14 protein-coding genes and 1 pseudogene are annotated in these 14652 nt (G+C 41.4%); 11 read left to right on the top strand and 4 right to left on the bottom strand.

The window, feature by feature from the left end; translation table 11 throughout:
- The first annotated feature begins 76 nt into the window (after nt 1-76).
- Nucleotides 77-3748, top strand: a complete 3672-nt coding sequence (gene rpoC / locus Q9Q35_RS06090) for a DNA-directed RNA polymerase subunit beta' (RefSeq protein ID WP_304652594.1) — start codon at nt 77-79, stop codon at nt 3746-3748.
- Between the two features lie 58 nt (nt 3749-3806).
- Here the strand turns inward: rpoC and rihC are convergent, their stop codons facing one another.
- Both rihC and Q9Q35_RS06100 read right to left on the bottom strand, forming a co-directional pair.
- Nucleotides 3807-4724: a ribonucleoside hydrolase RihC gene (gene rihC, locus Q9Q35_RS06095; protein ID WP_304652595.1), complete on the bottom strand. Its 918-nt coding sequence runs from the start codon at nt 4722-4724 to the stop codon at nt 3807-3809.
- A gap of 97 nt (nt 4725-4821) precedes the next feature.
- Nucleotides 4822-5499, bottom strand: coding sequence for an A24 family peptidase (locus Q9Q35_RS06100; protein WP_304652596.1), 678 nt, complete (start codon nt 5497-5499; stop codon nt 4822-4824).
- Between the two features lie 445 nt (nt 5500-5944).
- Between Q9Q35_RS06100 and rpsL the strand changes: the two genes are divergently transcribed.
- From rpsL to fusA, 3 genes are all read left to right on the top strand, one after another.
- Nucleotides 5945-6358: a 30S ribosomal protein S12 gene (gene rpsL, locus Q9Q35_RS06105; protein ID WP_004050336.1), complete on the top strand. Its 414-nt coding sequence runs from the start codon at nt 5945-5947 to the stop codon at nt 6356-6358.
- A 68-nt stretch (nt 6359-6426) separates the two neighbouring features.
- A complete protein-coding gene (gene rpsG / locus Q9Q35_RS06110) occupies nt 6427-6897 on the top strand; it encodes a 30S ribosomal protein S7 (RefSeq protein ID WP_004050334.1) in 471 nt (156 codons plus the stop codon).
- Nucleotides 6898-7003: 106 nt separating this feature from the next.
- Nucleotides 7004-9094 (top strand): elongation factor G, encoded by a 2091-nt coding sequence (fusA, locus tag Q9Q35_RS06115; RefSeq protein ID WP_304652597.1) that lies wholly within the window; start codon nt 7004-7006, stop codon nt 9092-9094.
- Between the two features lie 66 nt (nt 9095-9160).
- On the opposite strand, the gene Q9Q35_RS06120 is transcribed toward fusA, so the two are convergent.
- Together Q9Q35_RS06120 and Q9Q35_RS06125 are read right to left on the bottom strand one after the other, a co-directional pair.
- Nucleotides 9161-10021, bottom strand: a complete 861-nt coding sequence (locus tag Q9Q35_RS06120; RefSeq protein ID WP_304652598.1) for a patatin family protein — start codon at nt 10019-10021, stop codon at nt 9161-9163.
- 550 nt (nt 10022-10571) lie between these two features.
- On the bottom strand, nt 10572-11120 hold the full coding sequence (locus Q9Q35_RS06125; protein WP_304652599.1) for a cysteine hydrolase family protein: 549 nt from the start codon (nt 11118-11120) through the stop codon (nt 10572-10574).
- Between the two features lie 298 nt (nt 11121-11418).
- Between Q9Q35_RS06125 and rpsJ the strand changes: the two genes are divergently transcribed.
- The 7 genes and pseudogenes from rpsJ to Q9Q35_RS06160 all read left to right on the top strand — a co-directional run.
- Nucleotides 11419-11727 (top strand): 30S ribosomal protein S10, encoded by a 309-nt coding sequence (gene rpsJ / locus Q9Q35_RS06130; protein ID WP_025086710.1) that lies wholly within the window; start codon nt 11419-11421, stop codon nt 11725-11727.
- A gap of 41 nt (nt 11728-11768) precedes the next feature.
- Complete coding sequence (rplC, locus tag Q9Q35_RS06135) at nt 11769-12392, top strand: 50S ribosomal protein L3 (protein WP_304652600.1); 624 nt, start codon at nt 11769-11771, stop codon at nt 12390-12392.
- Between the two features lie 25 nt (nt 12393-12417).
- Nucleotides 12418-13041 (top strand): 50S ribosomal protein L4, encoded by a 624-nt coding sequence (gene rplD / locus Q9Q35_RS06140; RefSeq protein WP_010688178.1) that lies wholly within the window; start codon nt 12418-12420, stop codon nt 13039-13041.
- Entirely contained in the window at nt 13041-13328 is a 288-nt protein-coding gene (gene rplW / locus Q9Q35_RS06145) for a 50S ribosomal protein L23 (protein WP_004050317.1), read from the top strand. Before rplD ends, rplW begins: the two co-directional genes overlap by 1 nt.
- 32 nt (nt 13329-13360) lie before the next feature.
- Nucleotides 13361-14194, top strand: a complete 834-nt coding sequence (gene rplB / locus Q9Q35_RS06150) for a 50S ribosomal protein L2 (RefSeq protein ID WP_004050315.1) — start codon at nt 13361-13363, stop codon at nt 14192-14194.
- A 53-nt stretch (nt 14195-14247) separates the two neighbouring features.
- On the top strand, nt 14248-14529 hold the full coding sequence (gene rpsS, locus Q9Q35_RS06155; RefSeq protein ID WP_004050313.1) for a 30S ribosomal protein S19: 282 nt from the start codon (nt 14248-14250) through the stop codon (nt 14527-14529).
- 16 nt (nt 14530-14545) lie between these two features.
- A pseudogene (locus Q9Q35_RS06160) lies at nt 14546-14652 on the top strand (50S ribosomal protein L22); the annotation flags it as partial.

A 14652-nucleotide genomic window follows, 5' to 3' on the forward strand; every position in this document is an offset into this window, starting at 1 on the left:
AACCAGCCGAAGAAGAAACAAAAGTTGAAAAGTAGTAAACACTCGTATTTCAAAATAAGAAAGGGAGGTCGGTCCTTTGATCGATGTCAATAAATTCGATAGCATGCAAATCGGCCTTGCTTCATCCGATAAGATCAGAAGCTGGTCTTATGGTGAAGTCAAGAAGCCAGAAACGATCAACTATCGTACGTTGAAACCAGAAAAAGACGGTCTGTTTGATGAACGGATTTTCGGACCTACAAAAGACTGGGAATGTGCCTGTGGAAAATACAAGAAAGTTAGCTATAAGGGCGTTGTATGTGACCGCTGTGGCGTTGAAGTCACACGTGCAAAAGTTCGCCGTGAACGTATGGGTCACATCGAACTTGCTGCCCCTGTAACACATATCTGGTATTTCAAAGGTATCCCTAGCCGTATGGGTCTTGTGCTTGACATGAGCCCTCGTGCCCTTGAAGAGATCATCTACTTTGCATCTTATGTGGTTACTGATGGTGGGGACACGCCTTTAGAAAGAAAACAACTCTTAACTGAACGTGAATATCGTGAAAAACGTGAAGAATACGGGGATGGCTTTAAGGCAGCAATGGGTGCTGAAGCTATCCGGACACTTTTACGCGATGTAGATCTAGAAAAAGAATGTGCTGAATTAAAAGAAGAATTAAAAGAAGCAACTGGTCAAAAACGGACACGTGCCGTTCGCCGTTTGGACATCTTGGAAGCCTTCTTGAACTCTGGTAACCATGCTGACTGGATGGTAATGGATGCAATTCCTGTTATTCCACCAGATCTACGTCCAATGGTCCAACTTGAAGGTGGCCGTTTTGCAACAAGTGACTTGAACGATTTGTACCGCCGTGTTATCAACCGTAACAACCGTTTGAAACGCTTGCTCGACTTGAATGCACCTGGTATCATCGTGCAAAACGAAAAACGGATGTTGCAAGAAGCTGTTGATGCTTTGATCGATAACGGTCGTCGTGGTCGTCCGGTAACAGGTCCTGGTAACCGTCCATTGAAGTCCTTATCTCACATGCTTAAAGGTAAGCAAGGTCGCTTCCGTCAAAACTTGTTAGGTAAGCGTGTTGACTACTCTGGTCGTTCGGTCATCGATGTTGGTCCTAAGTTGAAACTTAACCAAATGGGTATCCCTCATGAAATGGCTTTGGAATTGTTCAAACCATTCATGATGCGTGAATTGACTAAGCGTGGTATGGCTTCTAATATCAAGAATGCTAAGCGTAAGATCGATCGTCGTGACGATGATATCTGGGATGTTTTAGAAGATGTTATCAAAGAACACCCAGTCTTGCTCAACCGCGCCCCTACATTGCACCGTTTGGGTATCCAAGCCTTTGAACCTACCTTAGTTGACGGTAAAGCTATGCGCTTGCATCCACTTGCCTGTGAAGCTTACAATGCCGACTTTGACGGGGACCAAATGGCTATCCACGTGCCATTATCTGATGAAGCTCAAGCAGAAGCACGCTTGCTCATGCTTGCTGCACACCACATCTTGGCACCTAAAGATGGTAAGCCGATCATCTCACCATCTCAAGATATGACGATCGGTAACTACTACATCACGATCGAAGAAAAAGATCGTGAAGGTGAAGGTATGATCTTCAAAGACGTCAACGAAGTTCGCACAGCTTACCAAAACAACTACGTGCACTTGCACACACGTATTGGTTTGCAAGCTTCTTCCTTGGCTGCTAAAGGTACACCATTTACAGACTGGCAAAAAGACCGGATCTTGGTGACAACAGCTGGTAAAGCGATCTTTAACGAGATCTTGCCAGAAGATTTCCCATACCTTAACGAACCAACTACAGAAAACTTGTCCGGCAAGACGCCAGATAAGTATTTCTTAGAACCAGGTCAAGATATCCATGAATATTTGGCTGAAGCTGATCTTGTAGCACCATTCAAGTCTGGTTTCTTATCAGACATCATCGCTCAAGTCTACAAAGACTACAAAGTTACTGCTACAGCAGAACTTTTGGACCGTATGAAAGACTTAGGTTACTACGAATCAACTAAATCTGGTTTAACAGTGGGTATCGCTGACGTTACTGATCTTGATGAAAAGCCAGAGATCGTTGAACGTGCTCACAAAGAAGTTGCGACAGTTGCTAAGCAATTCCGTCGTGGTTTGATCACAGAAGACGAACGTTACAACCGTGTTATCGCTATTTGGAACAAGGCTAAAGATGACATCCAAGCTAAGCTAGTTGAAAAGATGGATCCATCTAACCCGATCCAAATGATGAGTGATTCCGGTGCTCGTGGTAATATCTCTAACTTTACTCAGCTCGCTGGTATGCGTGGTTTGATGGCTGCTCCTAACGGTAAGACGATGGAACTTCCAGTTATCGCGAACTTCCGTGAAGGTCTTTCTGTGATGGAAATGTTTATCTCCACTCACGGTGCTCGTAAAGGTATGACCGATACGGCGCTTAAGACAGCTGACTCTGGTTACTTGACTCGTCGTTTGGTAGATGTTGCCCAAGATGTTATCATTCGTGAAACAGATTGTGGTACTGACCGTGGTTTAGATGTTACAGCTATCCGTGAAGGTAACGAAATGATCGAACCATTATACGATCGTATCTTAGGCCGTTACACGATGAAGGCTGTTAAACATCCAGAAACAGGCGAAGTTATCGTTCCAGCTGATGTTATGATCGATGAAACGATGGCACAACAAGTTGTTGATGCTGGTGTTGAAATGGTCACGATCCGTTCAGCCTTCACATGTAACACACGTCATGGTGTTTGTGAACACTGCTACGGTCGTAACATGGCTACTGGTGATGAAGTTGAAGTGGGTGAAGCAGTTGGTACTGTGGCTGCTCAATCTATCGGTGAACCTGGTACTCAGCTTACGATGCGTACTTTCCATACCGGTGGGGTTGCCGGAGACGATATCACACAAGGTCTTCCTCGTGTGCAAGAAATCTTCGAAGCTCGTAATCCTAAGGGTCGTGCAACGATCACAGAAGTTACGGGTGTCATCCAATCAGTTGAAGAAAATCCAGCTGAACGTACAAAAGAAGTTACAGTTCAAGGTGAAACAGATACTAGAACATACTCCTTACCATTTACTTCTGTCTTGAAAGTAAAAGAAGGCGACTATGTTCACCGTGGTGAAGCCTTGACAGTAGGTTCGATCGATCCTAAGGAATTGATCAAAGTGCGTGACGTCTTATCGACTGAAAACTACATCTTGCATGAAGTTCAAAAAGTTTACCGTATGCAAGGGGTAGAAATTTCTGATAAGCACGTTGAAGTTATGGCACGTCAAATGTTGCGTAAAGTTCGTATCATGGATCCCGGTGACACAAGCATGTTGCCAGGTACATTGATGGATATCAATGACTTTAAGGATAACAACGTTGATACTTTGATCAATGGCGGTATCCCAGCAACAGCACGTCCTGTCTTGCTTGGTATCACTAAGGCCTCCTTGGAAACAAACAGTTTCTTATCTGCTGCTTCCTTCCAAGAAACAACACGTGTCCTAACTGATGCTGCTATCCGTGGTAAGAACGATCCATTGATCGGTTTGAAGGAAAATGTTATCATCGGTAAGATCATCCCTGCTGGTACAGGTATGAAGAAGTACCGTGATATCGTTCCTGAAGAAGTAGGTACTGCTTCTGACAGTGTTTACTCTATTTCCGACGTGGAAAAATCACTTGAAGCAAAAGAAGCGATGGCTGCTGTTAAAGCAGATGATGAAAACTAAGCATCGCTGACATACTAAAAAAGCATCTCGCTAAAATGCGAGGTGCTTTTTGTTTGGGCTAATTTTGCATATTTTGGCTGACCTTATCCAATAACCATTGATTAAAGGCAACAGTATCGATACCCACACAGACTTTAGCATTGGTTTTACCATCATGATAGGCACCACGGATATCAGCCACAGTTTCACCTACTGCGGGGCCTTCTGTGACGATATCGATCCAGTAGTCTTTAGTTTCAAAGGCTTCTGGATGTTCGAGATAAAAGAGCGTTTGAAGATCGTGGATCGCTGTTCCGGTCTCATCATGGTCAAAGTCATGACCGATGATATCATGGAGCATTTGACCAGCACGCCCAAATTGTTTGAGCTTATCTGTCGTTTCATCACTGATCCGGCCAGTAAGAGTAACATCTAGCCCGACCATGATAAGTGGGATCTGAGAACTATACATGATCTGAGCAGCATGTGGATCGGTAAAGACGTTGAATTCAGCAGCACTAGTCATATTGCCACGACCTAATGAGCCCCCCATTGCAATGATCTGCTTGATCTTAGATTTGACTTCAGGATATTCACGCAGTAGAAGGGCAATGTTGGTGTAGGCTCCAGTAGTGATCAAAGTTATCGGCTCTGCGCTGTTCATGAGCGTTTCATGTAAAGCTTGGACAGCATGCAAATCAAGTGGCTTACTTGTTGGTTCGGGGAAGTCATAGCCTGCCATGCCACTTTCACCGTGGATCCGAGCTGCATCTTCGAATTTTTTGATCAATGGGTCAGTCGCACCAGCCGCTACAGGTACATCTTTATTGAAAAAGTCGACTAGCTTTAAAGCATTTTTAGTCGTTTTATCAACCGTTACGTTACCAGCAACGGTAGTGATCAAAGCCACCTCTAGCTTAGGATCGGTCAGAGCAGTTGAGATCATCACAGCGTCATCGATCCCTGGGTCAGTATCTAAAATAATTTTGTGTTTCATAAATAATTCACCTCTATATAAAAATATCATTATACACTATAAATTATAATTGAAACCGCTTGATTTTACATGGATCGACCCTTGAACTTATCTTTTTTTAAAATTTAGCCCAAGCTAAAGCAACAGGTAAGCTCAAAAGATATCCCAAAGACAGAAAGGGAACAAAAGGAAGAGCACGTTGCTTAGTGTATTTGGCATAGATTAGTGCTGTTAGACTGGCGATAAATAAAATGCTAGTCAAAGTTTGATCACCTAGTGTTATCCCTAAGACTAAGATAACAAAGGTATCACCATAGCCAAGTTTTTTAGTCCAATTTGCCCAAAAGAGCACGCTAAGTAAAACAACTTGGGTAAAGGAAAATTGCAAGGGTGCAAGTGTTAGTAAGCAGATGGCGCCTAATACTAATAGGTGAAGGGAAATAGTCGTATCTTGCCAATCTTCCAGACTCAAGCAAAGTAACCAAAAACTCGTCAAAATGAAATTAGGCCAGATCTCCCATGGTAAAAAATAGCAGACACTGCCCAGTAACAGGCCAAAACCTAATTCGATGTAGGTGCTTAAGGGTGAGATCTTTTGGTGGCAAAAATGACAATACCCTTTTTGTAAAAAATAACCTAAGACGGGGATTAGTTGCCACCAAGTCAAATCATGCTGGCAATTTTCACAAAAAGAATGCGGGTAGAGCAATGAATATCGGTATTTAGAGCGGTAAGCTAGACAGGTCGCAAATGACCCTAGACATAAACCTAAGATAGTTATCAGTGTGATCAGCATATAAGAACCTGCTATATAAAACGTGAACAAACGTAATCAAATGATTACATTTGAAAAAGAAATATAGCTTTTCCTTTCCTAATTTTATTTACTACCATCAACGCTAGTATTCCCATATCCTAACAAGAGAGTAATGACATTGACTAGCTCAGATAGCCTAAGGGTGTAGCTCCTCACTTTATAGATACGCAAAACCTTTGAAAAAAATTGTGCATAATTTGAAAATATTATTTGACATTCCTTGTTTAAACGTGGTAATCTGTAAAAGGTGCTTTATGTGAACAGTTCTCTTGGGGTCGTCCCAAGATCGTGCTGGCTGTGAGCAAGTTAGCACACATTTAAACGACGTACATCGGGACGTTATTTTTTTATTCACAAAAAAGAAACTCCTGGATGTGTGTACTTAAAAATAATACATGAGACAAGGAAGGAGGAAGCTTTAGATATGCCTACAATTAACCAATTAGTTCGTAAGGGCCGTAAGTCTAAAGGTTCAAAATCTAATTCCCCAGCTTTAAACTTTGGGTATAACAGTTACAAGAAAGTACAAACAAACAATCCTGCTCCTCAAAAACGCGGGGTTGCAACTCGTGTCGGTACAATGACACCTAAGAAACCTAACTCTGCTTTACGTAAGTATGCTCGTGTTCGTTTGTCTAACTTGATCGAAGTTACAGCATACATCCCAGGTATCGGCCACAACTTGCAAGAACACAGTGTTGTTCTTATCCGTGGCGGTCGTGTAAAAGACTTACCAGGGGTTCGTTACCATATCGTTCGTGGTGCTTTAGATACAGCCGGTGTTGACGGTCGTATGCAAAGTCGCTCCAAGTATGGTGCTAAGAAACCTAAGAAATAATTAAACATAAATAACTAAAAAATACTTAATTACGAAGAAGTAGCTAGAATTTGAGGAGGTCATTTTAGATGCCAAGAAAAGGTGCCGTTGCAAAACGCGAAGTGCTCCCAGATCCAATTTACAACTCAAAATTGGTTACACGCTTGATCAACCGTTTGATGTTAGACGGTAAGCGCGGGACTGCATCAAAAATTTTATACGAATCTTTTGATATTATTAAGGAACAAACAGGTAACGATCCATTAGAAGTGTTCGAAGAAGCAATGAAGAACATCATGCCTGTTTTGGAAGTTAAAGCTCGCCGTGTCGGTGGTTCTAACTACCAAGTTCCGATCGAAGTTCGTCCAGAACGTCGTACAACATTAGGTTTGCGTTGGTTAGTTAACTACTCACGTTTACGTGGGGAACACACAATGCCAGAACGCTTAGCTAAAGAAATTATGGACGCTGCTAACAATACAGGTGCATCAGTTAAGAAGCGCGAAGATACACACAAGATGGCAGAAGCCAACCGCGCATTTGCACACTATCGCTGGTAATTTTAGGATGACTATTATATGATTTAGATAGGTAAATCTTATAGTAGTCATTTTTTTGAAAAAAGAACTACTATTATCTTTATTTTTGGAAGGAGAGAAATCTCAAATGGCAAACAAGCGTGAATTCCCATTGGAAAAAACACGTAACATCGGGATCGTTGCTCACATCGATGCTGGTAAGACAACAACGACCGAACGTATCTTGTATTACACAGGTAAGATCCACAAAATCGGTGAAACACACGATGGTGCTTCACAAATGGACTGGATGGAACAAGAACAAGAACGTGGTATCACGATCACATCTGCTGCTACAACAGCGCAATGGAAAGACAACCGGATCAACATCATCGACACCCCAGGACACGTTGACTTTACTGTCGAAGTAGAACGTTCATTACGTGTTCTTGACGGTGCGGTAGTTGTTTTGGATGCTCAATCTGGTGTAGAACCACAAACAGAAAACGTATGGCGTCAAGCTACAACATACGGTGTTCCACGTATCGTATTCATCAACAAGATGGACAAGATCGGTGCTAACTTTGACTACTCTGTAAGCACGATCAAGGACCGTTTGCAAGCAAACCCATTGCCAGTTCAAATGCCTATCGGTGCTGAAGATCAATTCGAAGGTGTTATCGACTTGGTTGAAATGCAAGCTGATCTTTATGATGAAGATGCTTCCGGTGCTAGCTGGGAAACAGTTGATATTCCAGAAGAATACTTAGAAGAAGCACAAACTCGCCGTGAAGAAATGATCGAAGCATTAGCTGATGTTAATGAAGACATCATGGAAAAATACCTTGGTGGGGAAGAAATTTCTAAAGAAGAGATCAAGAAAGCTATTCGTCAAGCTACACTTAGCTTAGATGTATACCCTGTTTTTGCTGGTTCTGCCTTCAAGAACAAAGGTGTTCAAATGATGCTTGATGGTGTTAATGATTACTTACCATCTCCATTAGATGTTAAGCCATATAACGCTACAAACCCAGATACAGACGAAGTTGTTGAACTTGTTGCTGATGATGACAAGCCATTTGCTGGTTTAGCATTTAAGATCGCAACTGACCCATTCGTTGGTCGTTTGACATTCTTCCGTGTTTACACAGGTACTTTAGAAGCTGGTTCATACGTCTTGAACGCTACAAAAGGCAAGCGTGAACGTGTAGGTCGTTTGTTGCAAATGCACTCTAACCACCGTAACGAGATCGCTGAAGTATTCTCTGGTGATATCGCTGCTGCTATCGGTTTGAAGGACACAACAACAGGTGACTCCTTGACAGATCCTAAGCACCCATTGATCCTTGAATCCATGGAATTCCCAGAACCAGTTATCCAAGTTTCTGTAGAACCAAAATCTAAGGCTGACCAAGATAAGATGGACGTTGCTTTACAAAAACTTGCTGAAGAAGATCCTACATTCAAGGCTGAAACAAACCCTGAAACAGGCGAAACATTGATCGCTGGGATGGGTGAGTTGCACTTGGATATCATCGTTGATCGTATGAAGCGTGAATTCCACGTGGAAGCTACTGTTGGTGAACCACAAGTTGCTTACCGTGAAACATTCACAAAACAAGTACAATCACAAGGTAAGTTCGTTCGCCAATCTGGTGGTAAAGGTCAATATGGTGACGTTTGGATCGAATTTACACCAAACGAAGAAGGTAAAGGCTTCGAATTTGAAAATGCTATCGTCGGTGGTGTTGTTCCTCGTGAATACATCCCTTCAGTAGAACAAGGTTTGAAGGAAGCTATGCAAAATGGTGTCTTGGCTGGCTATCCATTGATCGACGTTAAGGCTAAGTTATATGATGGTAGCTACCACGATGTTGACTCCTCTGAAGCTGCATTTAAGGTCGCTGCATCACTTTCCTTGCGTAACGCTGCATCCAAGGCTGGTGCTGTAATTCTTGAACCTATCATGAAAGTCGAAGTTGTTGCTCCAGAAGACAACTTGGGTGATGTTATGGGTCACGTGACAGCTCGTCGTGGTCGTGTTGAAGGTATGGAAGCTCGTGGTAACGCACAAGTTGTTAACGCATTTGTTCCATTGTCCGAAATGTTCGGTTACGCAACAACATTGCGTTCTGCAACACAAGGTCGTGGTACATTTACAATGACAATGGATCACTACGAACCAGTGCCAAAGGCTATCCAAGAAGAGATCATCAAGAAAAACGGCGGCAACGCTTAATTACAATTGATGTTATAAGAAAAGACCGTTGGGATTATCCCAGCGGTCTTTTTGTGATACATAAAATTAGCTTTCTAAATAAGCGATCATTTTATCGAAGTTATTTTCCATGTCAGCAGTTCCTACTTGATAGAGTTCATCGAGTTTTTTGATGTTGTGTTCTAAACGGCCGACTTTAACAGGTGTTTCTGGTGCTAAAACAAAGATCTTATCGTCTTTTTCTAATTGGTTCAAGGTTTCGACCGACTTATTGTAATTTTCTGGGCGTGCGATCGCAGCTTTGACAAAGTTAGGATAAGTTTTGAAATGGCGGTGATAGAGCTTTTGAAGGGCAAAGCTAGTTGGTTTTTTGCGGTAATCTCGCATTCTAGTTCTGACGACTACGATCTTATCAAAACCTGCTTGTTGTGCTAGATCATAAGGTATCGAATCAGCGATCCCGCCGTCTAGACATAATCCTTTGACTGTTTGGACTGGTTTTGAGATAAAAGGCATAGAAGATGAAGCTTCTAAAGCATTCACAAATGGTTTGCCTGGTTTTGGTTTATTAAAGGTAACAGCTTTTCCGCTTGTCAATTCAGTCGCTACGACCACAAAATTAGTCTCCGAGCGTTCGTATGCTTTTGCATCAAAGTTATGCCAAGTCGGTCCGTGATCTGCGAATAAGAAATCAAGGTTGATGATGCTTTCTTTTTTGAGTACATTAGCCATTGAGATATATTCTTTGTCATCACGGTATTGCGTATTGATGTTGTAGGTTCGCTTGTATTGTTTGGAAACGTAATTAGCGCCACTCAAAGAGCCAGCTGAAACGCCGATCACGGTTTTAAATTGAATATCTTTTTTTAGTAAAACATCAAGGATGCCCGAAGTGTAGAGCCCACGCATGGCGCCACCCTCAAGCACTAGTGCTGCATTATAGTACATAATTAATGACCTTCTCTCTTCTTGGTACAACCTAATTTTAAGAAGTTTAAGTTTTTTGTGCAAGGTAAAAGGAAAGATTTAAACTAAATGCTTAAAAATACTGTTAATGATAAAGAGGGGCAAACAGCGTATTATATCGGAAAAACAAAAGATTTGGAGGAAGATCACAGAAACTATTAAAATAGATCTTGCTCCAGTGATAAATGATCCTAAAGATTTAGACAATATCACTAGTAGATTGGAGAATTATTAGGCAGATAAATGCATCAAAGAAATGAGGTAAGTTGATCTGGAAGTTCAAATAAGAGGTGGATGTTATTTAAAAAATTGGGATAAGTCTCTCAAATTTTAAGACAAAATAAGTAGTGGAAGTCATTTAGTTGGTCATATTGGCTATAATGGAAAAAGAACAACGGGATATGGCGATACAAAATGTAATTTAAAATCTTCTATAATTGTATACTAAAGATAAACTTCCTAAATATTGAATAACATAAAAATAACAGCATGAGCGCTAGTTTTAAACTAACATCACATGCTGTTTTATTTTTTAGTACACTTTTGCGCCTAAAGAACTTTCAAAATGACGTAAAGCCCATTCATGACCGATTTGATCAAAGCTAGCCACAGCATTTTTAGGGATCTCAAGGGCGTAGTTTAGGTCGTAAGCGTCTACGGCGGTATGCAAGACGCAAATGTCAGTGCAGACCCCAGTCAAACAGAGCGTCTCGATCTTGTGAGTGCGTAAAAAGTTATCCAAGCCTGTATTTTGGAAGCTGGAATACCGATCCTTGGAGTATTGCCAGACCAATTCATTATCTTGATTGTTTTGGTACCACTTTGCCAGTTTACCGTAAAGTTGGTGTCCCCAAGTTTTTTCTATATTATGTGGGGGGAATAAATTGCTTTCAGGATGGTACTTATCATTTAACTGGTGTGTATCGGTCGGTAAGATAACATAGTCACTGTTAGCTAGATAGGCATCAGCTAATTTAATGATAGATTCTTCGATAGCTTGGCCGGATTCTTTGCAAGAGAGCGCACCGTTATCGGCGATAAAGTCGTTAGTGTAATCGATAATGAGTAGAGCTTTTTTCATGTTAAGATACCTCGTGTATATTTTTCTATTATAATAGAAGAAAAGTGATCTAGTTGTAAAGTAAAAAACAAATAACGCTTTCACAAAAATATTTTCAAAAAATACTTGATTTGTATTTTTGTTTGTAATAATATAGAAAAGTACTTGTGCAAGGGACAAGTGCATAATTCAGTTGTTTTATATTTTAAATGAGCTATGATGTGAAAGGTTGCGACACACCCGGGAGCTTTGCCACAGGCGTGACGGGAATTTTCACGGAGCTAGTCTTATTTTTAAAATAGACGAGGGAGGTAACATAATGGCAAAACAAAAAATTCGTATTCGTTTGAAAGCATACGAACACCGCATTTTAGATCAATCCGCTGACAAGATCGTGGAAACAGCTAAGAGAACAGGTGCTCAAATTTCCGGTCCTATTCCGTTGCCAACGGAACGTACAATTTACACGGTTATTCGTTCACCACACAAATACAAAGATTCTCGTGAACAATTTGAAATGCGCACACATAAGCGTTTGATCGATATCGTAAATCCTACACCAAAGACAGTTGATTCATTGATGAAACTTGACTTACCATCTGGTGTTGATATCGAGATCAAATTATAATAAATTACATTAAAATATAAAAATTAATTGGAGGTGTACTCATGACCACTAAAGGAATCTTAGGCAAAAAAGTAGGTATGACACAAGTCTTCACTGAAAACGGCGAATTAGTTCCTGTAACAGTTGTTGAAGTTGGTTCTAACGTTGTGTTACAAGTTAAAACTGTTGAAAACGACGGTTACGAAGCTGTTCAATTAGGTTTTGATGACCAACGTGAAGTGAATGCTAACAAACCTGCTAAAGGTCATGCAGCAAAAGCAAATACTGCTCCTAAGCGCTTCGTTCGTGAAATCCGCGATGTTGAGCTTGGAGAATACAAAGTCGGTGACGAAGTTAAGGCAGACTTATTCGAAGCAGGCGACATCGTAGACGTAACAGGTACGTCCAAGGGACATGGTTTCCAAGGTAATATCAAACGTTGGGGTCAAAGTCGTGGACCAATGGCTCACGGTTCTCGTTACCACCGTCGACCAGGTTCGATGGGTGTTATCATCAACCGTGTTATGAAAGGTAAGTTATTACCAGGACGTATGGGTGGCAAACGAGTTACGATCCAAAACTTGGAAATCGTTAAAGCTGATACAGAAAATGGCGTACTTTTGATCAAGGGTAACGTACCAGGCGCTAACAAGTCATTCGTTACAATTAAGAGTACAGTTAAATAATTAGAGGAAGGGAGGAAAAATACACATGCCTACAGTAGCATTATTTAATCAAGACGGTACACAAAACGGCGATGTTCAATTGAACGATGCAGTTTTTGGTATCGAACCAAATGAAAGTGTTGTTTTTGATGCTGTGATCATGCAACGTGCATCACTTCGTCAAGGTACACACGCAGTTAAGAACAGAAGTGCTGTTCGCGGTGGTGGTCGCAAGCCATGGCGTCAAAAGGGTACAGGTCGTGCTCGTCAAGGTTCTATCCGCTCACCACAATGGGTTGGTGGTGGTACCGTATTCGGTCCTACACCTCGCTCATATGCTTACAAGCTTCCACGTAAAGTGCGTCGCTTGGCTATCCGCTCCGTCCTTTCTCAAAAGGTATTGGACAATAGTTTGGTAGTTGTTGAAACATTGAACTTCGACGCTCCAAAGACAAAAGCATTTGCAGAAGTTTTGAACAACTTAGATGTTAAATCAAAAGTTTTAGTAGTTCTTGAAGATGACAACGAAAAAGCTGCATTAGCTGCACGCAACTTGGCTAACGTAACAGTTATCCCAGCTAAAGGCTTGAACGTATTAGATGTCGTAAATAGCGACAAGATGGTCATCACAAAAGGAGCTCTTTCTCAAGTAGAGGAGGTTCTTGCATAATGGAATCACGCGATGTAATCTTACGTCCTATCATCACAGAAGCTTCTATGAATGAAATGGACAACAAACGCTACACATTTGAAGTTGACTTACGTGCTAACAAGACACAAGTTAAAGATGCTGTTGAAGACATCTTTGAAGTTGAAGTTGCTAAAGTTAACATCATGAACGTTAAAGGTAAAAAGAAACGCATGGGTCGTTACGAAGGCTACACACGTAAGCGTCGTAAAGCTATCGTTACTTTGAAACCAGAATCAAAAGATATTCAATTATTCAACGAAGAATAAAATTTTAAATCAATTCATAGGAGGGAAATATAGTGGGGATCAAAAAATTCAAACCAACCTCTAACGGTCGTCGTAATATGACTGGTTCAGATTTCGCTGAAATCACAAAAACAACCCCAGAAAAGTCCTTGCTTGCATCCAAGAGTAAGACAGCTGGTCGTAACTCTTACGGTCATATCACAGTTCGTCACCGTGGTGGTGGACACAAACGTCAATACCGTTTGATCGACTTCAAACGTATTAAAGACGATGTTCCTGCAACAGTTAAAGCAATCGAGTATGATCCAAACCGTTCTGCTAACATCGCATTAGTTGTTTATGCTGATGGTGTTAAATCATACATCCTTGCACCAAAAGGCCTTGAAGTTGGCCAAAAAATTCAATCCGGTAAAGATGCTGATATCAAAGTTGGTAACGCATTGCCATTGGAAAATATTCCAGTTGGTACAGTTATCCACAATATCGAATTAAAACCAGGTAAGGGTGGCCAATTGGTTCGTTCTGCTGGTACATCAGCTCAATTACTTGGTAAAGAAGGCAAATACGCAATCGTTCGTTTGACTTCTGGTGAAGTTCGTATGATCTTAGTTACATGCCGTGCTACGATCGGTGCTGTTGGTAACGAACAACACGAACTTATCAACATCGGTAAAGCTGGTCGTTCCCGTTGGTTGGGCAAGCGTCCACAAAGCCGTGGTTCTGTAATGAACCCTAACGATCACCCACACGGTGGTGGTGAAGGTAAAGCTCCTGTTGGTCGTCCATCTCCAATGTCTCCATGGGGTAAGAAGACTACAGGTCTTAAGACTCGCTCTAAGAAAGCTAAGTCAAACAAATTTATCGTACGTAGTCGCAAAAAGAAATAATCTCCTAATCGCGTAAATTTTATGCGATTATTGTTCCGAAAGGAGGACATACTTTGAGTCGTAGTTTGAAAAAAGGACCTTTCGTCGACGAACACTTGATGAAAAAGGTTGAAGCACAAGCTGATCAAGAAAAGAAATCAGTGATCAAGACATGGTCACGTCGTTCCACGATTTTCCCTAGCTTTATTGGTTACACAATCGCAGTATATGATGGTCGTAAGCATGTGCCGGTTTATATCCAAGAAGATATGGTCGGCCATAAATTAGGTGAATTCGTGCCAACACGTACATTCCATGGTCATGCCGCAGACGATAAGAAGACAGGCAAGAAATAATAAGGGAGGATAAATCATGGCTGAACAAGTAACATCAGCAAAAGCAACTGCCAAGACAGTTCGAATCCCTGCACGTAAAGCACGTCTTGTGATCGATCTTATCCGTGGTAAGAACGTTGCTGA

Source organism: uncultured Ligilactobacillus sp., assembly GCF_948826705.1.
In the GTDB taxonomy this organism is placed as follows: domain Bacteria; phylum Bacillota; class Bacilli; order Lactobacillales; family Lactobacillaceae; genus Ligilactobacillus.